Origin of the sequence: Flavobacterium sp. MDT1-60, from assembly GCF_014844035.1 — a bacterium.
Classification (GTDB): domain Bacteria; phylum Bacteroidota; class Bacteroidia; order Flavobacteriales; family Flavobacteriaceae; genus Flavobacterium.
Window position 1 is genome coordinate 1,707,515 of sequence record NZ_CP062159.1, and the last position, 23,576, is coordinate 1,731,090.

Annotated in this window: 27 protein-coding genes and 3 tRNA genes; 12 read left to right on the forward strand and 18 right to left on the reverse strand. The window is 33.6% G+C overall.

The window, feature by feature from the left end; genetic code table 11:
* Window positions 1-8 precede the first annotated feature (8 nt).
* The 13 genes from IHE43_RS07285 to IHE43_RS07345 form a co-directional block, all read right to left on the reverse strand.
* Window positions 9-908, reverse strand: coding sequence for a MerR family transcriptional regulator (locus IHE43_RS07285; protein ID WP_192187323.1), 900 nt, complete (start codon window positions 906-908; stop codon window positions 9-11).
* A 75-nt stretch (window positions 909-983) separates the two neighbouring features.
* On the reverse strand, window positions 984-1,943 hold the full coding sequence (locus IHE43_RS07290; RefSeq protein WP_192187324.1) for an ion channel: 960 nt from the start codon (window positions 1,941-1,943) through the stop codon (window positions 984-986).
* Window positions 1,944-2,073: 130 nt separating this feature from the next.
* Window positions 2,074-2,574: a tetratricopeptide repeat protein gene (locus IHE43_RS07295; protein ID WP_225585436.1), complete on the reverse strand. Its 501-nt coding sequence runs from the start codon at window positions 2,572-2,574 to the stop codon at window positions 2,074-2,076.
* A gap of 243 nt (window positions 2,575-2,817) precedes the next feature.
* Window positions 2,818-3,378: a DUF4256 domain-containing protein gene (locus tag IHE43_RS07300; protein WP_192187325.1), complete on the reverse strand. Its 561-nt coding sequence runs from the start codon at window positions 3,376-3,378 to the stop codon at window positions 2,818-2,820.
* Between the two features lie 15 nt (window positions 3,379-3,393).
* A complete protein-coding gene (locus IHE43_RS07305) occupies window positions 3,394-4,059 on the reverse strand; it encodes a DNA alkylation repair protein (protein ID WP_192187326.1) in 666 nt (221 codons plus the stop codon).
* Between the two features lie 29 nt (window positions 4,060-4,088).
* Window positions 4,089-4,667 (reverse strand): YdeI family protein, encoded by a 579-nt coding sequence (locus IHE43_RS07310; RefSeq protein WP_192187327.1) that lies wholly within the window; start codon window positions 4,665-4,667, stop codon window positions 4,089-4,091.
* A 17-nt stretch (window positions 4,668-4,684) separates the two neighbouring features.
* Window positions 4,685-5,065 (reverse strand): DoxX family protein, encoded by a 381-nt coding sequence (locus IHE43_RS07315; protein WP_192187328.1) that lies wholly within the window; start codon window positions 5,063-5,065, stop codon window positions 4,685-4,687.
* Window positions 5,066-5,071: 6 nt separating this feature from the next.
* A complete protein-coding gene (locus IHE43_RS07320) occupies window positions 5,072-5,539 on the reverse strand; it encodes an SRPBCC domain-containing protein (RefSeq protein ID WP_192187329.1) in 468 nt (155 codons plus the stop codon).
* Window positions 5,540-5,545: 6 nt separating this feature from the next.
* Window positions 5,546-5,869: a helix-turn-helix transcriptional regulator gene (locus tag IHE43_RS07325; RefSeq protein WP_072974366.1), complete on the reverse strand. Its 324-nt coding sequence runs from the start codon at window positions 5,867-5,869 to the stop codon at window positions 5,546-5,548.
* A 337-nt stretch (window positions 5,870-6,206) separates the two neighbouring features.
* Window positions 6,207-7,025, reverse strand: coding sequence for a hypothetical protein (locus tag IHE43_RS07330; RefSeq protein ID WP_192187330.1), 819 nt, complete (start codon window positions 7,023-7,025; stop codon window positions 6,207-6,209).
* A 366-nt stretch (window positions 7,026-7,391) separates the two neighbouring features.
* Window positions 7,392-7,474: transfer RNA gene (locus IHE43_RS07335), tRNA-Leu, on the reverse strand.
* A 44-nt stretch (window positions 7,475-7,518) separates the two neighbouring features.
* Window positions 7,519-7,591: transfer RNA gene (locus IHE43_RS07340), tRNA-Lys, on the reverse strand.
* Between the two features lie 40 nt (window positions 7,592-7,631).
* Window positions 7,632-7,704 (reverse strand) — tRNA-Lys (locus tag IHE43_RS07345).
* Between the two features lie 126 nt (window positions 7,705-7,830).
* Here IHE43_RS07345 and IHE43_RS07350 point away from each other — a divergent pair.
* Window positions 7,831-8,349, forward strand: a complete 519-nt coding sequence (locus tag IHE43_RS07350) for a shikimate kinase (protein WP_192187331.1) — start codon at window positions 7,831-7,833, stop codon at window positions 8,347-8,349.
* Here the strand turns inward: IHE43_RS07350 and IHE43_RS07355 are convergent.
* Together IHE43_RS07355 and IHE43_RS07360 are read right to left on the reverse strand one after the other, a co-directional pair.
* Window positions 8,341-8,841: a phosphoribosyltransferase domain-containing protein gene (locus tag IHE43_RS07355; protein WP_192187332.1), complete on the reverse strand. Its 501-nt coding sequence runs from the start codon at window positions 8,839-8,841 to the stop codon at window positions 8,341-8,343. The two genes, IHE43_RS07350 and IHE43_RS07355, sit on opposite strands and share 9 nt — an antisense overlap.
* A gap of 198 nt (window positions 8,842-9,039) precedes the next feature.
* Window positions 9,040-9,429, reverse strand: a complete 390-nt coding sequence (locus IHE43_RS07360; RefSeq protein ID WP_192187333.1) for an RNA-binding S4 domain-containing protein — start codon at window positions 9,427-9,429, stop codon at window positions 9,040-9,042.
* 79 nt (window positions 9,430-9,508) lie between these two features.
* Between IHE43_RS07360 and IHE43_RS07365 the strand changes: the two genes are divergently transcribed.
* Together IHE43_RS07365 and IHE43_RS07370 are read left to right on the forward strand one after the other, a co-directional pair.
* Window positions 9,509-10,627, forward strand: coding sequence for an FKBP-type peptidyl-prolyl cis-trans isomerase (locus tag IHE43_RS07365; RefSeq protein ID WP_192187334.1), 1,119 nt, complete (start codon window positions 9,509-9,511; stop codon window positions 10,625-10,627).
* A 217-nt stretch (window positions 10,628-10,844) separates the two neighbouring features.
* The gene (locus IHE43_RS07370) at window positions 10,845-11,798 is read left to right on the forward strand and encodes a hypothetical protein (protein WP_192187335.1); all 954 of its coding nucleotides are present in this window, start codon (window positions 10,845-10,847) and stop codon (window positions 11,796-11,798) included.
* An 80-nt stretch (window positions 11,799-11,878) separates the two neighbouring features.
* Here IHE43_RS07370 and IHE43_RS07375 read toward each other — a convergent pair whose 3' ends face one another.
* The 3 genes from IHE43_RS07375 to IHE43_RS07385 form a co-directional block, all read right to left on the reverse strand.
* Window positions 11,879-12,832, reverse strand: coding sequence for a transketolase family protein (locus IHE43_RS07375; RefSeq protein ID WP_192187336.1), 954 nt, complete (start codon window positions 12,830-12,832; stop codon window positions 11,879-11,881).
* 75 nt (window positions 12,833-12,907) lie between these two features.
* A complete protein-coding gene (locus IHE43_RS07380; protein WP_056190628.1) occupies window positions 12,908-13,759 on the reverse strand; it encodes a transketolase in 852 nt (283 codons plus the stop codon).
* A 279-nt stretch (window positions 13,760-14,038) separates the two neighbouring features.
* A complete protein-coding gene (locus tag IHE43_RS07385; RefSeq protein WP_192187337.1) occupies window positions 14,039-14,335 on the reverse strand; it encodes a hypothetical protein in 297 nt (98 codons plus the stop codon).
* 402 nt (window positions 14,336-14,737) lie between these two features.
* Between IHE43_RS07385 and tgt the strand changes: the two genes are divergently transcribed.
* The 9 genes from tgt to IHE43_RS07430 all read left to right on the forward strand — a co-directional run bounded on the left by tgt (window position 14,738) and on the right by IHE43_RS07430 (window position 23,555).
* Window positions 14,738-15,868 carry a tRNA guanosine(34) transglycosylase Tgt gene (gene tgt, locus IHE43_RS07390; protein ID WP_192187338.1) on the forward strand — a complete coding sequence of 377 codons (1,131 nt, stop codon included), beginning with the start codon at window positions 14,738-14,740 and terminating at the stop codon, window positions 15,866-15,868.
* Window positions 15,869-15,952: 84 nt separating this feature from the next.
* Window positions 15,953-17,041, forward strand: coding sequence for an LptF/LptG family permease (locus tag IHE43_RS07395; RefSeq protein ID WP_192187339.1), 1,089 nt, complete (start codon window positions 15,953-15,955; stop codon window positions 17,039-17,041).
* A complete protein-coding gene (locus tag IHE43_RS07400) occupies window positions 17,028-17,915 on the forward strand; it encodes a DMT family transporter (protein WP_192187340.1) in 888 nt (295 codons plus the stop codon). Before IHE43_RS07395 ends, IHE43_RS07400 begins: the two co-directional genes overlap by 14 nt.
* Before the next feature lie 111 nt (window positions 17,916-18,026).
* Window positions 18,027-18,980 carry an acetyl-CoA carboxylase carboxyltransferase subunit alpha gene (locus IHE43_RS07405; protein ID WP_026984040.1) on the forward strand — a complete coding sequence of 318 codons (954 nt, stop codon included), beginning with the start codon at window positions 18,027-18,029 and terminating at the stop codon, window positions 18,978-18,980.
* A gap of 140 nt (window positions 18,981-19,120) precedes the next feature.
* Window positions 19,121-20,665, forward strand: a complete 1,545-nt coding sequence (gene dnaB / locus IHE43_RS07410) for a replicative DNA helicase (protein WP_192187341.1) — start codon at window positions 19,121-19,123, stop codon at window positions 20,663-20,665.
* A gap of 134 nt (window positions 20,666-20,799) precedes the next feature.
* On the forward strand, window positions 20,800-21,165 hold the full coding sequence (locus IHE43_RS07415) for a hypothetical protein (RefSeq protein WP_192187342.1): 366 nt from the start codon (window positions 20,800-20,802) through the stop codon (window positions 21,163-21,165).
* Window positions 21,166-21,588: 423 nt separating this feature from the next.
* Window positions 21,589-21,807, forward strand: coding sequence for a hypothetical protein (locus IHE43_RS23500; RefSeq protein WP_225585437.1), 219 nt, complete (start codon window positions 21,589-21,591; stop codon window positions 21,805-21,807).
* 177 nt (window positions 21,808-21,984) lie between these two features.
* Entirely contained in the window at window positions 21,985-22,776 is a 792-nt protein-coding gene (locus IHE43_RS07425; protein WP_192187344.1) for a sensor histidine kinase, read from the forward strand.
* A 113-nt stretch (window positions 22,777-22,889) separates the two neighbouring features.
* The gene (locus tag IHE43_RS07430; protein ID WP_192187345.1) at window positions 22,890-23,555 is read left to right on the forward strand and encodes a response regulator transcription factor; all 666 of its coding nucleotides are present in this window, start codon (window positions 22,890-22,892) and stop codon (window positions 23,553-23,555) included.
* The last annotated feature ends 21 nt before the right edge of the window (window positions 23,556-23,576 follow it).

Here is a 23,576-nt window from a genome sequence, read left to right on the forward strand (position 1 = left end):
AAAATGAATTATATTCTTTCGAGAGTCTCCTCCATACTATAAAAAAGTTTTATTCTTTCAGGTAAAACTGTTTCGTCAATGTGCTCGACCATGTTCCCCATAAGCCAGATTTCGTTGTTTTTTGCTAATAACTTTTGCCCCATTGATTTTACATATTGATTAATTATGCTGCGTTCCGGCTGAACAGTCATAAAAGAGACAAACGTAATGTTCTCAAAATATTTGGTTAGATCCTGTAAATTTTCAATTGGCATGCTTTCACCAAGATAAATGGTTTTATACCCTTTCATCAGTATTTCATACTGTATGTATAATAATCCAATTTGATGAATTTCATTGAGAGGTAATGAAAGAACAAATACACGATCGGTTTTGGTAGGTTTTAATATTTGAAGACTTTCCGTATAAATCAAAATCTTTTGTTTAATCAAATGACTCATGAAATGTTCATTGGCCGGAGTGATGGTTTCGGACTGCCACAATAATCCTAATTCTTTTAATAAGGGAAGAAAATGGTCTTTAAAAACTTCACTAAAAGTTTTCTCTGAAATAAGCCAGTCAAATGTGGTAAAGAATAACTCCTGATCAAAATTCATCATCGCCATCTTAAATGACGTAATGGCGTAATTTTGAGAGTTCTTTTTTGAAATAATTTCACGAACTAGTTGCGGAATTTTCTCTTCTGGATAAGTAGCAATTTTAGATATTTTATAACCGTATTCGTGTAATAGAGTTATGTTTAGAAGTTTCTGTAAATTTTGTACATTATAAAGTCTGATATTGGTATCAGTTCTCATGGGTTCAAGAATGTTATATCTTTTTTCCCAAATACGAATGGTATGCGCTTTTATTCCTGATAAATTTTCAAGGTCTTTTATGCTAAAAACGGTCTTTATGTTGTTTATCATTATTACTATTTTGGATGAACAAAAATAGAATAAAATCTGAGATTACATTTAAAACCTGATCAAAATGATAGATTATTAAAAGTTTGTAGTATCATACTGATTTAATTTGTCCAAATAGAGAACTGTTTTAGAGTTATCCTTACTTCTGTTGTACATTGTAACGAATTTTGCGCCATAAATAATCTCATTAAAAGTGTAAGATGTTCTGGCTGCGACAGTATTGCTGTACATGTCGTCGAAGGTTGTGATGAAAACTAAAATTTCGCCATGAATTCTTTTAAAATCTTCTTGGGTAAAATTATACAATGGACTATTTTCTGTTATTGGATGCACTAATGTCCAGCTTAATGATAATGCGTTGATTCTGTCCAATTCTAAATCTAAAGTATAGAATTTGTTTGTTCTCTCACCATTTTCTTCGATGCTCATTCCGAGTGTTACTTTTGCTTTTGCATCTGTAAAATTGGTATTTTTAAAAGGTACAAGACGAATCATTAATCCTTTACCTTCACCGTATGGAGAAATTAACGCATTATGAGAGAATTTTAAAAAAGCGGTAGGTTTGCTGAATCTTCCAAAGAACAAACCTGTTGCAATGGCAAAACTTAATAAACCAATCAGGGCTTCTGCGGCGGATAATGCACTGGTTAAAAAACCGCTTGGACTAATATGTCCGTAACCTACTGTTGTAAAGGTTTGGGCGCTAAAAAAATAGGCTTGACCAAATTGTGTAAGTACACTTTGTGATTGTTCAATTCCGTCAAGATGTTCAATTCCGATTCCGTAATAAAGTAGTGCAAAAACAAAATTGATAGCAATATAGAACGTAAATAAAATAAGCATGAATTTCCAATTGGGCATGTCGATCATGGTATGATACCAACTGATACGGCGCAGGATATTCATTCCTTTTTTTTCGATATTTGGAGTTCCGTTTTTATTTACAAATCTACCACCGTAGCTGTTTGCATTGGTTCCGAATCCTGAATTTTTATCGGTTTGTATTTGGTTATTTGCTTTTTTAAGAAGTGCCATTCATGGTTAGTTTTGCGGCAAATGTAAGGATATCTTTTATATGAAAAATAGTTTTTGGTTTTAAACAGAAAAGCAATCTGTAAAAGTGTTTTTTACAGATTGCTTTTTAATATTATGAGCTTTTTTTGTTTTATCTACAAAATGTTGCTTTGTTTTTTATGGCACTTTGACTGCCCAATTCAATAGCTTTAGAGAAGTCTTTGCAACAGTTCTTTTTGTCTCCAATTTTGTTATAAGCCAAACCTCTTAAGTTGTAAGCGATATAATCTTTTGGGTTTAAGTCGAGAGATGAAGTGCAATCTGCAATGGCTTCTTTAAAGTTCATTAATTTATAATTTACATTTGCTCTTCCGGTGTAAGCATCTGCATTCATGTCATTTAATTCGATTGTTTTGCTAAAATCAGCGAGCGCTCCTTTTAAATCGTTGAGTTTGAATTTTGCTACACCTCTGTTTTGGTAGGCTTCAACAAACTGTGAATTCATGCCGATGGCTTTTGTGTAATCAGCGATGGCGCCTTTTGTGTTGCCGGCTTCAGCTTTTTTCATGGCTTTGTCAAAATAAGCCGTTGCAGATTGTGCCCATGTTGAGCAGTTGATCATAATAAATGATAAGAGTAATAATCGTTTCATAAACCAATTTGGGATTAGTTAGTAGGTTAATTTATTCTGAAACGAATTTATGAAAGTTTTATTTTGTAAGAGAAATTCTTTCGTGAAATAATCGTAATTAAATTTAATTAATTTTTTTGAATTAAAAATTAGAGGCTTCTTCTGAAAATGAGTGCCCTAACCCAGACAGGAACGACATCCTTTTATGTCCGCCGCGGCGGACATAAAAGATACAGTGGATGGCTGGATTAGCTCCTAATAATTCTAAACCTTCAAACAACCACGAAAACCTCTTGCTGCATAATAAGATTCGGCACCATTATGATACACGAAAGTTCTGCCATAACGGAAATCAGAAAATAAAGCGCCGCCCAATTTACGAACATCCGGAGTTGTGGCGATCCAGCTTGATGTTTTGGTGTCAAAATCTCCTAATTCCTGTAATGCTCTGTATTGTTCTTCGGTCAGGATTTCAATGCCCATTTCATCAGCCATATCAATGGCGCTGTTTTTAGGCTTATGTTCTTTTCTTGAATCCAGAGCTTTACGATCATAACAAAGGCTTCTGCGCCCTTTTGGACTTTCGGCCACGCAATCGTAAAAGATGTATTCGTTTGTGTTTTTATCATAACCAACAACATCTGGTTCGCCGTCGGTTTTTTCCATTTCAAGAAGTGACCAGAGTTTTTCCGGATTGGCTTGCAATTTCTCTTGTACTTTATTCCATTCAATATCGGCATGACGTGTTTTATTTTTTTCAAAACGCGTTTTTAAGATGCTGATGATTTCTTCCTGATGTTCCGGTGATAATTTATTTTTGCTCATGATATTTTTATTTGTTTATTGTTGTCTGCGAACCATTTCGTTAATCCAGATTGGCGCAAAAGGGGAGGTACAACCTTTTGAAGTCGGGTAATCACGGTAAATACCTAATTTCTCTCCAATACTAAGAGCGCGCTCACGATATTCAGGATGATTAATTCCGATTTGTGCCAATGTGCTATTCATTGTCCATTGTACTTCGGGCGCTGCTTTTGACATTTCGTTTTCTATTCGATCAAGAAGAGCCGGTATGTCAACTAATTCAGGATTACGGGTTACACATCCGCTTGTAAGGCTCCAGGCAGCACGAGCATGCATGACATCTGATGTATGCATCCATTTTTGTCGTAGTGTTTCCTTGTCCGGATATTCTTTTATGACATACGAATAAAACCAATCGGCAATATGAGTGAATTTTTCTGAAGAAACTATTTTGGCAATGTCGTCATTTGAAAGCTTTTTTGGATCTATAATTAAGGCAGCTAAAAAACGGGCTTCCACATTTCCTGTATCCCAAAGCTCAAGCGCTAGTTCATGATTGGTTTTTATCTTTTTGGCTATGGCTCGAATATCACCCATTTTAACACCAAACTGATTATCTCCTGCGCCACGCTTTTTGTTTTGCGTACGCATTTTTTCGTCGCCTAATGCTTCAAGTTGTGCAACTATTTCTTTTGCCTTCATTTTGATTAAGTTTTGTACCGTAAAGATAATTAATCGTTTAATCCTTTTCCGTCAAGAATTTGCGGAATCGCTTTTTCAACTCTTGACTCTCGTGTTTTAGCTTGTTTTGGTTGGGAAAAATTTAGCAGATAAGCTTTTTGACGACCGGGAGTTAGTGCTTCGAAAGCTTTTTTTAGTTTCGAATCTTCATCTAATTTCTTTTGAAATTCATCAGAAACCGGAAATTCGGAAGTTTTTTTTAATTCAACTTTTAAGCCTGCTTTTTCTATTTCAATAGCTTCGTATATATAGGTTTTCAAAACGCTTTTTAACTCGACAATTTCTTTAAGGCTGGTAAATCTAATTTGACGTGCGGCCTGAACATTCTCCGATTGTTGAATCAGAATTCCTTCAGTATCTTTTAATAAAGCGCCTTTAAAAAATAAAAAGGCACAATACTCTTTAAAATCATGTATTAAAACGATATTCTTTTTTTGGTGTGTATAACAAGGAGTGCCCCATTTTAACTCTTCGGTCAATTGACAATCAAGTGCAATCATTCTTAATTGTTCTAATTCTTCCTGCCATTTACCGGCTTTGCTAAAATAAAAATCAACTTTCGGATTCATGCTGTTTGTTTTATAGGTTACACTGAAATAGTTTTTCTGTCTGCAGGTCTAAAATACCACGAAAGAACAGTCAAAACAAGTAATAAAGTTGGACCAAAATAAGCGATGGCTGCGTCGCCTTTGGCAAAGTGCGATAAAATGGCACCAGACATTGCGAAGAAAAAACCCGCATATGCCCATTCTTTCAGTAATGGAAATTTCGGAATTAGTATTGCAATAACGCCTAACAATTTCCAAACGCCTAATAGAACCAGAAAATAAAGAGGATAGCCTAAATGTGCCATCATATCTACTTCTTCTTCTTTTATTTGCAATATTTGCACTATTCCGGTTGCTGTCATTCCTAATGCCAGCCAAAGTGTGGCAACCCAGTATATAATTTTGTTTCTCTTTGTCATGATATTTTATTTTAATTTATTTGCTATTTCCTGAAGTCTATTGTGTGCCATATTGATACCTTGTTTAAAAGGAAGCTGCATCATTTGGTCCCTTAAAGCATTCGATTTATAAACAACTTGCATGGTTAGTTTACTGGTGTTTTCTGTGAGTGCTTCAAATTCCAGAAACTCCAATTGCACTGCAAACGGTGAATTTTCCATTTCAAATGTTCTGGTGATTTTTTGGTTGGGAATATACTCGTGGATCGTACCGTTTATCTGTAGCACTACATTTCCTTTTGCATCACTCGTTTCAAATTGATATCCGCCATGTTTTTTGTTTTCCAGTTTTAACACTTTAGTTCCCATCCATTGTTCGACAATTCCAGGCTCTATATAAGCTTTGAAAAGTAAGGAAACGGGTAAATCAAAGTCTCTTGTAATGATGAGCTCCTGTTTTCCGTCTTCGGCACTTATTTTTGTTTTTAGTTCCATATTGGTTTAGTTTTCTGGTTTATAGTTTTTCATGATGTCTTCGAGCTTGTTGAATCTGTCGTCCCACATTTTTATGAAAGGTTCAATGAATTCGGCAACTTCCCTCATTCTTTCTGCATTTATAGTATAATGTACTTCCCTGCCGTTTTGTGTTTGCTGTAGTAATTCACATTCGGTTAGAATTTTTAAATGTTTTGAAACAGTAGGTCTTGCTGTGTCAAAGTTTGATGCTATCGCACCGGCTGTCATCGAATGTGAAGTCACCAAAAGTAAAATAGCTCTTCTCGTCGGATCGGCTATGGCCTGAAATACATCTCGTCTTAAATTCATTATGAAGTTATTTGGCTACAAATATATGTGTAGTTATTTAACTACGCAAATATTTTGAAATATTTTTTTTGTAATTAGTTGTAAATGAAATGTAAAGAGGGTTTTGTCTGCGTTGTTGAGAGGAATAAGCGAGGAAAAGTGAATGTCTATATGTTGTAAAAAGAAAAAGGTACCAGGGAAAATGTTTTCCCTGGTACCTTTTCGTGGTCATGATGGCACAAAATTCGAACCTTTTGTCTGGAAAATTTCCAGATTTTTAAGCGACTTGGCAAAGATGTGAAAAGAAAAGTATTTGATTTTCGCAGTTTGTCATAAGTGCTGGATAAGCTTGAATCTCTTAATTATGTAATTGATTTTTGAGAGCGTACAGCTTGCTTCTAAGATTTTTTAACATTAGAGGATCGGAAACTTTACCTCTGACCCTGGTTAAAAAAATGGTTTCTCCGATAGTCATCTTTAGAATATGTCCTTGCTTGTTAAATAGTTCTGAAATCAGTTTTGAAGTTTGCAGCATTGGGTGAATTGATTTTAACATACTGAAGAAAAAACCATTATTTCCATGAAAATATATAGGTAAAATAGGAACGTCTGCTTTGCATATAATTTTCCCTACCACAGGATGCCACTCCGGATCTGTGATTTCACTCGTCTTAAAATTATAAGATGAAACTTCTCCGGCAGGAAATATTGCAACTGGAATACCTTCTGATAAAGCTTTGAGCGTCATTTTTAATCCGGTGATACTCGCAGAATTTTGCACATTTTCAAATGGATTTACCGCAATAATGCATTTTTCAAGATTTGGAATTTCCTTTAATAAAAAATTCCCCATATACATTGTGTCAGGACGTATTTTTGCGATTGTACTTAATAAGGCTAATGATTCGATACCTCCATAGGGATGATTTGCAACAACTATAAAAGCTCCTTCACGAGGGATATTTAGTAATTCAGCAGCATCAAATTGGACTTTTACGCCAATCTTCAGTAAGACATAATTAGCAAAATCTGCACCCTCAAGATTACCAGCTTCCTTTACAATAGTATTTAAATTGTCAATTTTCATTGCTTTCATTAAATAAGAGGATAATCCTGGGATAGGAATTTTAGAAAGGCCGGCAGCTTCAGAAAATTTTTCTTTAGATATCAATGTCATAATTATTATAGCTTATTAAGGTTGAATGCGAAAACGAATAAATAATCTAAAAGGAATGGAACCAGTAATGGAATGTTTATTCATAGAATTTTGTTATTATAACTTTATGACTTGAAAAAGTATTTGGAATTATTAAAAGGGTTAAAGGAGAGATGGTCAATCATCTGCATATTCTTTATCGCTATCATGGGTAAAGATACTCTGATTTTATATGGGAACATTGAATATGTAAATAAAACAACGTTGAAGAGCAAGAATATTTAATTGAACCCAGCTTTTGAACATGATTCCAAAAAACTCAATAAGATTTTCTAATCATAAAAAAAGCCTGAGAATGTAGATTCTCAGGCTTTTTGCTTTTTATAGTGACCACGGTGGGATTTGAACCCACACGCCCTTACGAGCACCACCCCCTCAAGATGGCAAGTCTACCGTTTCTCCACGTGGCCAAAAATGAAAAAAGGTCAAGTAATAAAAATTACTCGACCTTTTGTGACCCGACTGGGGCTCGAACCCAGGACCCCATCATTAAAAGTGATGTGCTCTACCGACTGAGCTATCGAGTCATTGCTATCAAGAAACTTATGCTGTTAATCACATAATTTGTGACCCGACTGGGGCTCGAACCCAGGACCCCATCATTAAAAGTGATGTGCTCTACCGACTGAGCTATCGAGTCATTATGTTTCTTGAATGCGGGTGCAAATATAAGGAGTTTATTTTATTATTTGCAAGCATTTTTATTATAAATTTGTCTTTTTTTAACCAACGTCTACAACGCCCTAGTTTATAGGGTTTTATTAAAATGAAAAAAATCATCTTATTAGGATATATGGGTTGCGGAAAGTCAACAATTGCCCAAAATCTCTCAAAAATTATAAATATTCCGTTTTTAGATTTAGATAATTGCATCGAAAAAAGAGCCAATTTGTCTATAAATGAAATTTTTGAACAGCATGGGGAAATCTATTTTAGAAAATTAGAACACGAAATGTTTATTGAATTACTTCAATCTTCAGAAAATAACATTATCGGATTAGGTGGGGGAACTCCATGTTATGCTAATAATCATTTATTACTACAAAGAGATGATGTTACCTCTATTTATTTAAAAGCTTCTATAGATACTTTATATAATAGATTAGTCCACAATAAAAGTAAACGCCCTTTAATTGCCAATATGAATGAAGAGGAAATGAAAGAATTTATCGCGAAGCATTTATTCGATCGCAGCTTTTATTACAACCATGCGCAACATAAAGTTGTGGTTGATGATAAAACGGTCGAAGAAACGGTTGAGGATATTGTTGCGTTATTAGCTTAAAAAGGCAGAATCACCCTCTTTGTCGTCAAAAACAACCTGAACATGCTCTAATAAAGAAGTTGAAAGTGAGATGCCTTTAAAATCGGCTTTTACCGGGTACTTTTTGTGATTTCTGTCTACAAGTACTGCTGTTTTGAATTTTTTAAGCGGAACGTCTAAGAAATGACGAACAGCATAAATTAATGTTGTGCCTGAGTTTAAGACGTCGTCAACCAACACTAAACCTTTGTTTTGGTATTCTTCTTTAGTCAAAGAAGTCTGAATTGGCGATTGCGGATTTTGTTTGTCGACCTTAACTTCGCAGGTCGAAACTTTAAGTGTTGAGATATTGCTCAACGCCAAAGCAATTTTTTGGGCAAAAACAGAACCGTTAGAAGCGATTCCGGCAATCACAACTTCTTCTTCGTCGACAAAGGTCTCGTAAATTTGATAAGCGATACGTTTTATTTTGTGTTCGATTTCCTGATTCGTTAAGATGATGTTTTTGCTCATGATTTATTTTTTTGCTAAAGTACAAATTTTAAATTCCAATAAAAAAAATCCAAATTCCAATTTGAAAAGGGAAATTTTAATTTTTTAAATTCCAAATTCCAATGTTGAGGTTTAGATTTTGGATTTTTGAATTTATTTTTAAGGTTAAAAATTATTTATGCATTTAGTTTTGGAATTTGGGATTTAAAAAATTGAAATTTATTCCGTCTCCTCCTCATCTATAATGTCATTCCCATATTCATCAATATCTCTACGATCTTTTTTAGTTGGTCTTCCTGTGCCTGTTTTTCTATAATGTTCTTTTGATAGTTTTAATAGTTCTAAATGTGCATAAGCTTCAGCTGGAGTTTCGTTTTTGCGATATATATCAACCAGTTTTGCTCCCACACGACTTTCAGGAATGTCAAGTACGGTGATGATTTGTGTAATCTGATCTTTTCTAAAGGTAATTCTGTCTGATGGAAAAACTTCTTTTGATGGCTTGGCAACCTGCCCATTTACAGTAATATGGTTCTTTTTGCATGCTTCAGTTACCATGTTTCGGGTCTTATAATAACGCACGCACCATAAGTATTTATCTATTCTCATAATTTTTCTAAAATCAAAGTTAAATTCTTTACAAAAATAAATCAATATTGTATCTTGCGCACCTAAAAAATTAACAATAATGAATAAATTTAAATATTATTTTATTTTATTGCTTGCCGGCATTTCTTTGGTTTCTTGTAGTAAAAAGGATGACGATGATCCGGTAGTGGTTCCTGTAAATGATTATACCGTACAATATAAAGCAGACAATGATTCTATTATAAAATATTTAAAGACTAATTATATTCAGGAAGTTACAGCTGATTTTGATGTTAAAATTGCTAAAATTCCTGCGGGTGGAACACAAATCTCTATTTGGGATCAAACAACTTATCCTTTAGAAACCAGAGATGTTTTTAATGATAATATTACTTATAAAGTATATTATTTAACTTTAAGAAAAGGGACTGGACAGGCACCAATGAATACTGATAGAATTTATGCAACATATACAGGAACTTTGTTAAATGGAACTGTCTTTGATAGTTCATATAACATTCCGGGAATTTGGGATTTAGATGGTCAGGGGAGTAGAGGAGTTTTTGTTGATGGTTGGAAAGAAATTTTTCCAAAATTTAATATAGGGACTTCTAATCCGATAGGTAGTGATGGGGTTCAGACTTATGATAACTTTGGAGCGGGTGTAATGTTTTTGCCTTCAGGGCTTGCATATTATGCTTCAGCTACAGCAGCAATTCCAGCATATTCTCCTTTGGTATTTAGTTTTAAATTGTATGATCTTACGAGAACAGATCATGATCTTGATGGTGTATATGATTATCAGGAAGATATTAATCATGATGGTTATGTTTATGATTTTAGTGATAAAGTGGCGTATCCGAGCCCTCCGGCTAGTTTAGTCGACGATACAGATGGAGATGGTAATGCTGATTTTATCGATCCCGATGATGATGGAGATGGTTATACTACAAGGTTTGAAATTACTAAACCAACTGGTGCTACCTACTCAGGATTAAGTAAATATTACCCTTACGATCCTATTTTAGATAATCCTAAGACACCAAATACAGATGAATCTGAAATTTGGGGTATTCCAAGAAGACCAACAGGAGCGCTTACAGATCCTACTAAACCAGAATCTATCACGAATCCAAAAGCATTTGTAAAAGAGGATTACACTGACCTCCCGCGATTAAGAATACATTTAGATAAAACTTATCCTTTTCAAAAGAATTAAATTTTAAATCAGATAAAAGTAAAAACCCCGAAAGTGATTTCGGGGTTTTTACTTTTTATTATTATGTGAAAAGATTTTATAATTTTCTGCAGATAAATTGTTGATTGTTAATTAGTTGTTTTTATTTATAAGAAAAGATTGTTTTTTATGGTTTTACGTAAGTTATTTACGAATATTTACTATATTTTTGTAGGAATAATAATTAAATATAATAGATATGAAAAAATTAATTGTATTATTTTTGGCTGTTACTATTTGGTCTTGTAGTAATGAGGAGCAGGTAAATACAGATGTCCCTACTGCAGCAGTGACTTCGGAATCAGTTTTGGAAGGTAAAGTATTATCTTTTAAAAATGAAGAGTCTTTTGTGAAGGAATATTCAAGTTTGGCTGCATTGCAGAGTGAGGAGCTTAAAAAATGGGTATCTTCAAAAGGTTTAGTTTCGTTGCTAAATGTACCTACTGAGTCAGTAGAGATGGAAGGGGATGTTATTCCTGAATCAAAGGTTATTTATTCCGATGCTTTAAAATCAGTTTTAAATTCTGAATCAAAAGTTAAAATAGCTGGAAAAGTACTATGGTTAAACGAGCGTAATTTTTATTTGCTATCTGAAAATGAAATAAACAAAAGTTCGGAAGAGCTTTTAAATGAAAAAGATAAATTGCAAGTATACGGACAGTTACTAAGTATTTCGAAATCTGAGAAAAGTTTAACTAGTAGAAGTGTTCTTCCTAATGAAAATAGAATAAAAACATTTTCTAGTGAAGAAATGAATGTTTCAGGAAGTAGGCTTAGACATGTTGTAGACTTGTATAATGAGACTATTGTATTAAACGATGCTATTCAAACAAGTAAGATGTTCTTAAGGTCAACATTGCAATATAGATCGTGTTCAACGTTTAGATGTACTTGGAAAGAAGCTTTTAATTTAAGAAATGTAATCAGTAATTTTTGTGAATGCACATCTGGAGGGTGGTCACTAATATCAAATATTAGTACAATTAATGGAGTGACAGGCACTCAGACTTACTTGATATCAAGCTGGAGATTATTGCCAGCACCTGCACATCCGGATATTTTATATACCAATTTTATTATATCTGGTCCGATAACTTGTAGTATTGTTGGTGCATCTGTACCGGGAGTCTCTATTGATTTATCGTGGTATTAGGGTTTAATAAAAAAGATAAAAGCAAAAACCTCGAAAATCACTTTTCGAGGTTTTTTTATAAAGTAAGAAAAGTAAAAAAATTATTTTCTTTTGATAACTCTTTCTACAGCTTCAACAATCGCCTGATTGTTTAGTTTGTATTTTTCCATTAATTGCTCTGGAGTTCCAGATTCACCAAAACTATCGTTTACCGCTACAAATTCCTGTGGAGTTGGATTGTTTAAAGCTAATACTCTTGAAATGCTTTCTCCAAGACCACCAAGAATATTGTGCTCTTCTGCAGTTACCACACATTTAGTTTTGGCTAATGATTTAAGAATTGCTTCTTCATCAAGTGGCTTAATAGTATGGATGTTGATTACTTCAGCAGAGATTCCTTTTGCTTCAAGTGCTTCAGCAGCAATAAGCGCTTCCCAAACTAAGTGTCCTGTTGCTACGATTGTAACGTCAGTTCCTTCGTTTAATAAAATTGCCTTTCCAATTACGAAAGGTTCGTCAGCAGGAGTGAAGTTAGCTACAACCGGACGACCGAAACGTAAATAAGCCGGACCATGGTGATCTGCTAATGCTAAAGTTGCTGCCTTAGTCTGGTTGTAATCGCAAGTATTGATTACAGTCATTCCCGGTAACATTTTCATTAGACCAATATCTTCTAAAATTTGGTGAGTTGCTCCGTCTTCACCTAGTGTTAAACCAGCATGAGAAGCACAAATTTTTACGTTTTTATCAGAGTAAGCAACTGACTGACGAATTTGATCGTAAACTCTTCCTGTAGAGAAGTTAGCGAAAGTTCCTGTAAAAGGAATTTTTCCACCAATTGTTAAACCTGCAGCAATACCAATCATATTAGCTTCTGCAATTCCGATTTGGAAAAAACGCTCCGGGTGATTTTTTTTGAAATCATCAAATTTTAATGATCCAATTAAATCTGCGCATAATGCAACCACGTTTTCGTTTTTTTGACCTAGTTCAGTCATTCCCGCTCCAAAACCTGAACGAGTATCTTTACTTCCTGTATTTGTATATTTTTTCATTTTTGTCTTTTTGCTGTACGCAATAGGCTGTAGGCAATAGGCATAAAGCTTACTGCTTAAAGCTTATAGCTTTTTTTAGTAATCGATTTGATCTGCAGAATAGTTTTGAGCCAAAGCACTTGCCAACTGATCGTTGTTTGGTGCTTTACCATGCCATGCATGTGTATGCATCATAAAGTCTACTCCGTTACCCATTTCAGTATATAACAAGATACAAACTGGTTTTCCTTTTCCGGTTCTTGATTTAGCATCTGTTAAACCTGCAAGGATAGCGTCAATGTTGTTTCCTTCTTTAATTTCAAGAACGTCCCAGTCAAAAGCTTCGAATTTAGCGCGAATACTTCCCATTGGTAAAACTTCGTCAGTTGTTCCGTCAATTTGTTTTCCGTTAACGTCTATAGTTGCAATAAGGTTGTCTACTTTTTTAGCAGAAGCATACATAATCGCTTCCCAGTTTTGACCTTCTTGTAATTCACCATCTCCGTGTAAAGTATAGATCAAATGATTGTCTCCATTTAATTTTTTTGCCTGAGCTGCTCCAAGAGCTACAGATAAACCTTGTCCTAATGATCCAGAAGCTATACGCACTCCAGGTAACCCTTCGTGAGTTGTTGGGTGTCCTTGTAAACGAGAATTTAATAATCGGAAAGTTGCAAGTTCTGAAACAGGGAAATAACCGCTACGTGCTAAAACGCTGTAAAATACTGGAGAAATATGACCATTTGAAAGGAAAAAGATGTCTTCTCCAATTCCGTCCATATCAAAACCTTCTTTGCGCTCCATAATATTTTGGTATAAGGTTACCAAAAATTCAGTACAACCTAGTGAACCACCTGGGTGTCCTGAGTTGACAGCATGTACCATTCGAAGAATATCTCTTCTTACTTGGATAGTTAAATCGCTTAATTGTTGTGTGTTAGGCTTCATTTTATATGTAAAAGTTAAACTGGAGCAAAAGTAATTTTTATTTTGCGGGGAGACAAATGATTTTTTGCTTTAGTTTGCCGTAATTGTTAAATTCTGGCTCTTTTTTTATTGATGTAGAAAAAAACGCTGAAGTCTTATAGACATACAAAAAAAAATGCCACAGATCAAAGGATTAAATTGATTTAAAAAATCTTTGTTAATCCATTAACTGTGGCAAAAAATAATTTGAAAAATGGTTCAAATTAAGAGTAAAGGGGATCGGATTTAAATATGTAAAATTTAATCGTTGCCTTTGCTGTAAAAATTATTTTCTTCATCTTCTGAACCAATTTCTTCTTGTTCATCATCAAGTTCTGAACCTGGAATATCTAAGTCATTTCCAATTTTATCGCTGTTTTGTTTCCATTCATGATTGTCTGGATTGATAGCTCTTTCGCCGGAAATATCTTCGGGATCAATGTCTTCTAATTTATCTTCCTGATTGTAAATGTCTTCATTTGCCGGATAATCTAAGTTTTCCAGATTTCTTTCGATTTGATCTTCTTTGATTGGATTGCTATCTTCTGAATTTATCATGATTTCTATATTTAAATGAATATTTATTTCGTTTTTCTATTTCATTAAAATTAAGAAATCAATGTGTTGTGATGTTATACTTTACTATTGTAGATGTTGTAACTTTTACATTTGGTTATTTCTTGAAAAAGGTCAGTTTTTTGCGTTAGGGATAGGAGCGATATCTCCCGATTTAGAAAAACAAGGCTTTTTAGCAGTAGTTTTTGTTAATCGGGAATAAAGCGGATAGCCCGACCGTAGGGAACGCCCAAATGAAATAAAAGTTTCAGGTTTTCTTTGTTTGCTTCGCCAGTTCGGCAAAGCCTCGTGTCAAGTTTCAAGTTGATCATTATCTAATTGCCAAATTATCTAATTAAATTTCCCTGAAATTAGCTTATCTTTGCCGACTGAAAAAAGAAACAGATGAAGTTTGATTTATTACAAAAAGATTCGCAATCGAAAGCGAGAGCGGGAAGTATTACTACAGATCATGGCGTAATTGAAACGCCTATTTTTATGCCTGTTGGTACAGTGGCTTCGGTAAAAGGAGTGCATCAGCGTGAATTGAAAGAAGATATTAATCCAGATATTATTCTTGGGAATACATACCACTTATATTTACGCCCGCAGACTGAAATTCTTGAAAAAGCCGGCGGATTGCATAAATTCATGAACTGGGATCGTAATATTTTGACTGATTCTGGAGGATATCAGGTATATTCTCTTTCGAATAATAGAAAAATCAAGGAAGAAGGAGTTAAGTTTAAATCGCATATTGACGGTTCATACCACTTTTTTACTCCGGAAAATGTAATGGAAATTCAGCGTACTATTGGTGCTGATATTATAATGGCTTTTGATGAGTGTACGCCATACCCTTGTGATTACAGATATGCGCAGCGTTCAATGCATATGACACACCGTTGGTTAGATCGTTGTATCAATCATTTAGATAAGGTTCCTTATAAATATGGTTACGAACAAACGTTTTTTCCGATTGTTCAGGGAAGTACTTATAAAGATTTGCGTCGTCAGTCGGCAGAATATATTGCGAATTCGGGTCAACAAGGAAATGCTATTGGTGGATTATCAGTAGGAGAGCCTGCGGAAGAAATGTACGCAATGACCGAAGTAGTTTGCGAAATTTTGCCAGAAGATAAGCCTCGTTATTTGATGGGAGTTGGAACTCCAATTAATATTTTGGAAAATATTGCGTTAGGAATTGATATGTTCGACTGTGTTATGCCAACGCGTAACGCCAGAAACGGAATGTTGTTTACAGCAAACGGAACCATCAATATCAAAAATAAAAAATGGGAAGCTGATTTTTCTCCAATTGATGAAATGGGACATACTTTTGTAGATACTGAATATACAAAAGCTTATTTACGTCACTTATTTGCTGCCAACGAATATTTAGGGAAACAAATTGCAACGATTCATAATCTTGGTTTTTATATGTGGTTGGTTCGTGAAGCCAGAAAACATATCTTAGCAGGAGATTTTAGACCATGGAAAGAAATGATGGTTAAAAATATGAGCCAAAGACTATAAAAAGTTTCAAGTTTCAGGTTTCGAGTTTCAAGTTCCGTAGAGAACCTGAAACTTGAAACCTGAAACAAAAAAAACAAAAAATCTATGCTGACGATAATAGACAAGTATATTTTAAAAAGATATTTAGCCACTTTCTCGGTGATGATTTTATTATTTATTCCGATCGGAATTGTAATTGACGTTTCTGAAAAGGTGAATAAAATGTTGGAGAACAAGATTCCGTTTCTGGATATTGCTTACTATTATTACAACTTTACTATTTATTTTGCGAACTCCCTGTTTCCGATATTTTTGTTTTTATCGGTTATCTGGTTTACTTCAAAATTGGCTAATAATACCGAGATTATTGCGATTTTAAGTTCTGGAATTTCCTTTACACGATTTCTTCGCCCTTATATTATAGGTGCCTCTATTGTTTCGGTTTTTGTGCTTTTAATGGGTTTTTACATTGTTCCTGCTGCAAGTGAAGGGTTTAATAATTTTAGATATACGTATTTAAAAGGAAACGGGAAAGCGCTGATGCGTGGCGAAAACACCAATGTTTACAGACAAATTAATGATAATGATTTCATCTTCGTTAATAGTTTTCAGGAAGAATCTAAAACGGCTTTTAATTTTTCGTTAGAGCATTTTGAAAAAGAAAAACTGAAATATAAAATTACGGCAAGCCGTATTAAATGGGATCCGGTTAAGAAAACCTATATTTTGTATGATTATACAAAAAGAACGATTGATGAACTGAATGATGTAATTGAAAAAAGCCCGGAAAAACATATTCCTTTTAAATTCGAATTAGAGGATCTGACTCCGGTAGTTTATATTGCTGAAACCCTAAGTCTCGGAAAACTATGTAAGTTTATTGAAAAAGAAAGGAAACGTGGTTCAGGAAATATTAATACTTACTTGGTTGTTCTTTATAAAAAATATAGTGTACCGGTTTCTGCGTTCATTTTAACAATTATTGCTGTTGCAGTATCATCCATGAAACGTCGTGGCGGAATGGGGACCAACTTAGCTATCGGAATTGCAATTGCTTTCTCTTTTGTGTTTTTTGATAAAATCTTTGGTACACTTGCCGAAAAATCTACTTTCTCACCTTTATTAGCTGTTTGGTTCCCGAATATTGTTTTTGGAATTCTGGCAGTTTACCTATTACGTAATGCGAAACGATAATTTAAAAAGTTATTTAAATCTTCATTTAATTGTTTTTATCTGGGGTTTTACAGCCATTTTAGGTGCCTTAATAACAATTGATGCTGAAAATTTGGTTTGGTTCAGGATGCTGCTTGCCGGAATTTTTCTTGCCGGATTTATAGTATATAAAAAACAATCTTTTGTAATATCAGCCCAGTCTTTTGCTAAATTAATTTTTGTGGGACTGTTGATTGCCCTGCACTGGATTTTCTTTTTCAAAGCAATTCATGTTTCGAATGTCTCGATCACACTTTCGATATTTTCATTAGGTGCATTTTTTGCTTCTTTATTAGAACCGCTTTTTTACGGAAGGAAAATATTATTCTACGAAGTTTTCTTCGGATTGATAATCATTGCCGGTTTAGCTTTGATTATGCAGGTTGAGGTTAAATACCTGCACGGAATGTATTATGCATTGGCATCGATTATTTTAGGAGTTTTGTTTACCTTGATGAACGGAAAATTAATTTCAGATCATGAACCTTCAGTTATTACATTTTATGAATTTGGTGCAGGAGTTTTTTTTATTTCTATCTATTTTTTAGTTCAGGGAAAATTCACTGCTGATTTTTTTACAATGTCACTAAATAATTGGATTTTATTGCTCATTTTAGCTTCAGTTTGTACAGCTTATGCGTTTACTGCTTCTGTAAAAGTAATGCAGAAATTAACGCCTTACACAGTTATGTTAACGACTAATTTAGAGCCTGTTTACGGAATTATGCTGGCTTATTTTATACTTGGAGGAAAGGAGAAAATGAGTACAGAATTTTATATTGGTGCCTTAATAATTGTAATTACAGTTATATTAAATGGCGTTTTTAAACATTATAAAAATAAGAAAGAAGTGTAATAGTTTACTTATTTTTAAATCACAATTTGATACTTTACTAACAATTAACTGTGCCAATGATATAATATTTTTATATTTGCGGTTCGATTTACAAACAAAATTCAAAAATCCATGGAATATTTAGATTTTGAGCTTCCAATCAAAGAACTTGAAGAACAGCTGGAAAAGTGTGTTATAATTGGAAAAGAATCTGACGTTGATGTAACACCAACCTGCAAGGAAATCAACAAAAAATTAGAGCAAACTAAGAAAGATATATACAAAAACCTGACGGCGTGGCAACGTGTTCAGCTGTCAAGACATCCAAACAGACCTTATACTTTAGATTATATCAGAGCAATCTGCGGTGATACTTTCTTAGAACTTCACGGAGACAGAGGTTTTAAAGATGATAAAGCAATGGTTGGCGGATTAGGGAAAGTAAACGGACAATCGTTTATGATTGTTGGTCAGCAAAAAGGGTTTAATACAAAAACACGTCAATATCGTAATTTTGGTATGGCAAACCCTGAAGGATACCGTAAAGCTTTGCGTTTGATGAAAATGGCAGAGAAATTTGGAATCCCGGTTTTGACTTTAGTAGATACTCCGGGTGCATATCCGGGATTAGAAGCTGAAGAAAGAGGACAAGGAGAAGCTATCGCAAGAAACATTTTTGAAATGGTTCGCCTGCAAGTGCCAATTATTACAATCATTGTTGGTGAAGGTGCTTCAGGAGGAGCTTTAGGAATTGGTGTTGGAGATAAAGTTTATATGTTAGAGAATACCTGGTATTCTGTAATTTCTCCAGAATCATGTTCGTCAATTTTATGGAAAAGCTGGGAGTACAAAGAACGTGCTGCTGATGCTTTGAAGTTGACTTCATCTGACATGAAAAGACAAAAATTAGTTGATGATGTTATTCCGGAACCGTTAGGTGGAGCGCACTATGATCGCGAAACTACTTTTAAAACAGTAGCCGAATACATTACCAAAGGATATAACGAATTGAAAGACTTATCAACAGCCGACTTAATTGCCCAAAGAATGGACAAATACAGTAATATGGGCGAGTATAAAGAGTAAATTCTTACAAGATTAATTAAAATCCGAAGCCTTACAGTTTCGGATTTTTTTTTGGTTATGAACAAAAAGATCTTATTTATAAACAATTAATAGTTATAACTAGATAGCAATTTTTTTTTAAATTTTGTTACTTTCGCTATATGGAAAATTTCAAGAACATAAATCCTGTAAAGGTCGATAAAACCACAATTATTAATTTAGAAAAAGGAAAATTACCTCCGCAAGTACTTGATTTAGAAGAAGCTGTGCTTGGGGCAATGATGATTGATAAAAAGGGGGTAGATGATGTAATTGATATTTTACAACCCGATGCATTTTATAAAGATGCTCATAAGTTTATTTTTGAAGCAATTGTTCAGCTTTTTACAGAAACGCAGCCAATTGACTTGTTAACTGTTTCGGCTCAGCTAAAAAAGAATGGAAAATTAGATTTAGCAGGAGGAGATTTTTATTTAATTCAGCTTACACAAAAAATTGCTTCTTCGGCACATATCGAATTTCACTCTCGTATCATTCTTCAAAAATTTATCCAAAGAAGTTTGATTCGAATTTCTTCTGAAATTATCGAAGCGTCTTATGACGAAACAACAGATGTATTTGATTTGTTAGATCAGGCCGAATCAAAATTGTATGAAGTAACACAAGGAAATATAAAACGTAGTTCTGAGACAGCTCAGAGTTTAGTACTTCAGGCAAAAAAACGTATTGAAGAAATTGCAAAACAAGAAGGTCTGAGTGGTGTTGAAACTGGCTTTACTAATTTAGATAAGCTGACTTCAGGATGGCAACCGAGTGATTTAATTATTATTGCGGCCAGACCAGCGATGGGAAAAACTGCTTTTGTACTTTCAATGGCTAGAAATATGGCTATTGATTTTGGACATCCAGTCGCATTATTCTCTTTGGAGATGGCGTCGGTCCAGTTAATTACGAGATTAATATCATCAGAAACAGGATTGTCTTCAGAGAAATTACGTACTGGTAAATTAGAACCCCATGAATGGGAGATGTTGAGTACCAAGGTGAAAAACTTAGAAAAAGCTCCTTTGTTTATTGATGATACTCCGTCACTTTCTATTTTTGATTTAAGAGCAAAATGTCGTCGTTTGGTTTCGCAGCACGGTATCAAAATCGTGATTGTTGATTATTTGCAATTGATGACTGCCGGAGGAAATAGTAAAGGAGGAGGAAATCGTGAGCAAGAGATCTCTACAATTTCCCGAAACTTAAAAGCATTGGCAAAAGAGTTGAATGTTCCGGTAATTGCACTTTCGCAGTTATCGCGTGCTGTTGAAACACGTGGTTCCAGTAAGCGTCCCTTGCTATCGGATCTTCGTGAATCTGGAGCAATTGAGCAGGATGCGGATATTGTTTCGTTTTTATACCGACCAGAATATTATAAAATTGATGAGTGGGATGATGATGAGGCATCGCCAACAGCTGGTCAGGCAGAAATTATGATTGCCAAACACCGTAATGGTGGTATAGAAAATGTTCGATTGAAATTTTTGGGTCATCTTGGAAAATTTGATAACCTTGATGATTTTTCAGGCAGTTATGACGATTTACCTTCTAAAATGAATCATGATGACAATCCGTTTATCACTAAAAATTTGCCTTCTGCCAATGAAGCTTTTGGTAGTAATCTAAATGATGACGATGATGATAGTGATGTTCCGTTTTAATAAAAAATTAAAAGCCTTTTGTAAGGCTTTTTTTTATGAACAATTGTTAAAATGTTAACAAAAATTCAGTAGTTTAGCGCGGCAGTTATTAAATCAATTGTGCTATTAAATCATAACCAAAAACAAATTAAATTATGTCAAAAGAATTACAAAATTTAGGAAGCGTTGAAATTCCTGTCAGTGAAGCAAAGGTTTGGGCAGAAAAATATCGTCGGGCTCCTGGTTCAGATGAAGATGAGAAGAATAAAATTACAGCTTATCTTATTCCGTTAGAAACTTTAAAAGCAGTATTAGAAAATCCAATTGATGCTGTTCGGGCATACAAAGGAATTAATAATGCTGGTGAGCAAATTTTGTTTTTTGTCGGAACAAAATTAGATGAAAAAGGTATTTACAGAGATGTTGTCTTTCCTGCAAATGAAATTGAAAACGATGGAGATGTTGTTTATGATGCTACTCGCCCATGTCCACCTAATGGAGATCCGGATAGTCCTTTTTAATTGAAATAGATGTTATATCTTTTTTTTACATATTTTGGTTATTTAGTTCTAATAATCAATTTTATATTATATGCAAAAGGCTTTTTCAGATATGAAAAAGCCTTTAAGATATATGCTCTTTATCTTTTTCTATTGGTAATTATTCAATTAACAATGGAGGTTTTAACGTCGTTCAGCATTAATAATCTCTATTTGATTCATCTTTATTTCATTGGTCAGTTTATTTTATTGGGTCTTTTTTACAAGACACTTTTACAAAATAACTTTCAGAAAAAAATAATAACATTTTCTCTGTTTTTTGGTTCCCTTCTATTAGTAATCCAATATATATATGAGCCTGATTTGTTTTTTAAATTTAATTTATTCGAGATAGTATTAACTTCGTTATTTGTTGTTGTTTTTGCATTACTTTATTTATACAAAATGCTTACAGACAGTAAAAAGTACTATTATATTACGGTAGGAATTATCATTTACTTATTAGCAAGTACGGTTTTATTTTTAGTTGGCAATCTTACGATTGGTTTGAGTAAGGAAGTAAGATTAATAAGTTGGAATTTAAATGCGTTTTTTGTTGCGGTCAACCAATTGTTTATTTTATATGAGTGGAAAGTAAGTTTTTCCGGAAAAAAATTGAAATAGAACAATCTTATTATAATAAAATCTATATTGGATATATGTTTTGATAGAGATTCGTTTTATATATTATAACTCTTTACTGCTTAATGTTAGTAAGGAGTTTATTTAATGTTTTTTAGGACTAAGAAATACAGAATGTAATTAAGATTTAAAAGTGAACATAAATAAATGCCAATTGCGATGAATGGTAACTCAATTCCTGATAAAGAAATTGTTGCAATAATTTTATATACATCATGTTTTTTCATGGTATTAGCGATATTTTTAATTGTGTTTTTTTATTTTTCCAGAAAGAAAATTATTCAAAAAGAATTAGAAAAGAGAGACCTGATATTGCAATATCAAAAAGAACAGTTGCATGCCGTTATAGTTGCACAAGAAGAGGAACGCAAAAGAATTGCGCAAGATCTTCATGATGATATTAGTTCTAAACTCAATATCGTCTCTTTAAATACGCATTTACTATCTGCGCCAAATTTAACAGAAGCAGAAACGCTTGAAATCACAGAGAATATAATTAACTTAACGACCAAAGCATTAGAGAATTCAAGAAAAATTGCTCATAATTTATTGCCTCCTGTTTTTGAAAAATTTGGACTTAATGCAGGCGTTGAAGAATTATGCGAAGAGTTTGAAAGTAGTAAAGCTGTAAAAGTTCATTATAAAAATGAAATTGATTTTGATGAAAGCGATATCGACCGTCATTTGCACATTTTTCGAATTTTACAAGAATTAATGAATAATTCACTGCGACACGGAAAAGCCACTGAAATTTGGATTTCTTTTAAAAATATTGAATCTGTGGGCACTTGCAATTATGAAGATAATGGTATTGGATTTAATAGTAAAAATGCCGAAAATCAAAAAGGTTTAGGAATGAAAAATATTGATAGCAGAATTTCTTTTTTGAATGGTAACATCAAAATAGATTCCCAAATTAATAAAGGTATTTCGGTAGTTTTTACTTTTTAAGTTAATATTTAAAAATAAATCAGCTTTTTACGCATTATGTCAGGTAATTGAGCTGTTTTTTAATCCATATTTTGTAATTTCGGCAAACCAAATGACCAAAAACCGAATTAATAATGAGTGCAGATATTAAAATTGCTTTAGTTGATGACGAAGTTTTATTTCGAAAAGGGATTGCTTTTTTATTGCAAAGAGAAGAAAATATCGAAATTATTTTTGAGGCCCCAAACGGAGAAGAACTTCTCTTGAAATTAGAAGAGAATGAAGTTAAGCCTGATATAATTATCATGGATTTAAAAATGCCTGTTTTAAATGGAGTTGAGGCAACAAAAATTATTCGAAAATCTTTCCCTGATATTAAAATAATTGCTTTAACTAGTTATGATACTAAATCGTTTATTGCAAATATGATCCAGGTAGGAGCAGTTGCTTATCTTATAAAAAACACAACTCCAAAAGATTTGATTCATACTATTAATGAAGTCGCTATTAAAGGATTTTATTACAATGAAAATGTGTTAAAAACAATTCAGGAGACGATTATTTCATCGAAGAACTCAAAAGGAAATTTAGAAACTAGTTTTCTTTCACCCCGTGAAATAGAAATTCTTCAGCTCATTTGTCAGCAAAAAACAACTTCTGAAATTGCTGATCGCCTTTTTTTAAGCCCAAGAACAGTAGAAGGACATCGTAACAATTTGTTACTTAAAACGGAATCTAGAAATATTGCAGGTCTTGTCGTATACGCTATTCAGAACGAAATTGCTTTTTTAACTATTTAAAATTAACTGGTCAAAAATTGA

What these genes read in the sequence shown, in the direction of transcription:
- IHE43_RS07395 (WP_192187339.1), top strand. Translation starts at nt 15,953, where the DNA reads ATGCTGACGATAATAGACAAGTATATTTTAAAAAGATATTTAGCCACT.
- IHE43_RS07365 (WP_192187334.1), top strand. Translation starts at nt 9,509, where the DNA reads ATGAATAAATTTAAATATTATTTTATTTTATTGCTTGCCGGCATTTCT.
- IHE43_RS07355 (WP_192187332.1), bottom strand. Translation starts at nt 8,841, where the DNA reads ATGAGCAAAAACATCATCTTAACGAATCAGGAAATCGAACACAAAATA.
- IHE43_RS07350 (WP_192187331.1), top strand. Translation starts at nt 7,831, where the DNA reads ATGAAAAAAATCATCTTATTAGGATATATGGGTTGCGGAAAGTCAACA.
- IHE43_RS07325 (WP_072974366.1), bottom strand. Translation starts at nt 5,869, where the DNA reads ATGAATTTAAGACGAGATGTATTTCAGGCCATAGCCGATCCGACGAGA.
- IHE43_RS07285 (WP_192187323.1), bottom strand. Translation starts at nt 908, where the DNA reads ATGATAAACAACATAAAGACCGTTTTTAGCATAAAAGACCTTGAAAAT.
- IHE43_RS07425 (WP_192187344.1), top strand. Translation starts at nt 21,985, where the DNA reads ATGAATGGTAACTCAATTCCTGATAAAGAAATTGTTGCAATAATTTTA.
- IHE43_RS07400 (WP_192187340.1), top strand. Translation starts at nt 17,028, where the DNA reads ATGCGAAACGATAATTTAAAAAGTTATTTAAATCTTCATTTAATTGTT.
- IHE43_RS07415 (WP_192187342.1), top strand. Translation starts at nt 20,800, where the DNA reads ATGTCAAAAGAATTACAAAATTTAGGAAGCGTTGAAATTCCTGTCAGT.
- IHE43_RS07375 (WP_192187336.1), bottom strand. Translation starts at nt 12,832, where the DNA reads ATGAAAAAATATACAAATACAGGAAGTAAAGATACTCGTTCAGGTTTT.
- IHE43_RS07310 (WP_192187327.1), bottom strand. Translation starts at nt 4,667, where the DNA reads ATGAATCCGAAAGTTGATTTTTATTTTAGCAAAGCCGGTAAATGGCAG.
- IHE43_RS07330 (WP_192187330.1), bottom strand. Translation starts at nt 7,025, where the DNA reads ATGACATTGATATCTAAAGAAAAATTTTCTGAAGCTGCCGGCCTTTCT.
- IHE43_RS07430 (WP_192187345.1), top strand. Translation starts at nt 22,890, where the DNA reads ATGAGTGCAGATATTAAAATTGCTTTAGTTGATGACGAAGTTTTATTT.
- IHE43_RS07360 (WP_192187333.1), bottom strand. Translation starts at nt 9,429, where the DNA reads ATGAGAATAGATAAATACTTATGGTGCGTGCGTTATTATAAGACCCGA.
- dnaB (WP_192187341.1), top strand. Translation starts at nt 19,121, where the DNA reads ATGGAAAATTTCAAGAACATAAATCCTGTAAAGGTCGATAAAACCACA.
- IHE43_RS07305 (WP_192187326.1), bottom strand. Translation starts at nt 4,059, where the DNA reads ATGAAGGCAAAAGAAATAGTTGCACAACTTGAAGCATTAGGCGACGAA.
- IHE43_RS23500 (WP_225585437.1), top strand. Translation starts at nt 21,589, where the DNA reads ATGCTTACAGACAGTAAAAAGTACTATTATATTACGGTAGGAATTATC.
- IHE43_RS07405 (WP_026984040.1), top strand. Translation starts at nt 18,027, where the DNA reads ATGGAATATTTAGATTTTGAGCTTCCAATCAAAGAACTTGAAGAACAG.
- IHE43_RS07295 (WP_225585436.1), bottom strand. Translation starts at nt 2,574, where the DNA reads ATGAAACGATTATTACTCTTATCATTTATTATGATCAACTGCTCAACA.
- IHE43_RS07385 (WP_192187337.1), bottom strand. Translation starts at nt 14,335, where the DNA reads ATGATAAATTCAGAAGATAGCAATCCAATCAAAGAAGATCAAATCGAA.
- IHE43_RS07315 (WP_192187328.1), bottom strand. Translation starts at nt 5,065, where the DNA reads ATGACAAAGAGAAACAAAATTATATACTGGGTTGCCACACTTTGGCTG.
- IHE43_RS07320 (WP_192187329.1), bottom strand. Translation starts at nt 5,539, where the DNA reads ATGGAACTAAAAACAAAAATAAGTGCCGAAGACGGAAAACAGGAGCTC.
- IHE43_RS07290 (WP_192187324.1), bottom strand. Translation starts at nt 1,943, where the DNA reads ATGGCACTTCTTAAAAAAGCAAATAACCAAATACAAACCGATAAAAAT.
- IHE43_RS07300 (WP_192187325.1), bottom strand. Translation starts at nt 3,378, where the DNA reads ATGAGCAAAAATAAATTATCACCGGAACATCAGGAAGAAATCATCAGC.
- tgt (WP_192187338.1), top strand. Translation starts at nt 14,738, where the DNA reads ATGAAGTTTGATTTATTACAAAAAGATTCGCAATCGAAAGCGAGAGCG.
- IHE43_RS07380 (WP_056190628.1), bottom strand. Translation starts at nt 13,759, where the DNA reads ATGAAGCCTAACACACAACAATTAAGCGATTTAACTATCCAAGTAAGA.
- IHE43_RS07370 (WP_192187335.1), top strand. Translation starts at nt 10,845, where the DNA reads ATGAAAAAATTAATTGTATTATTTTTGGCTGTTACTATTTGGTCTTGT.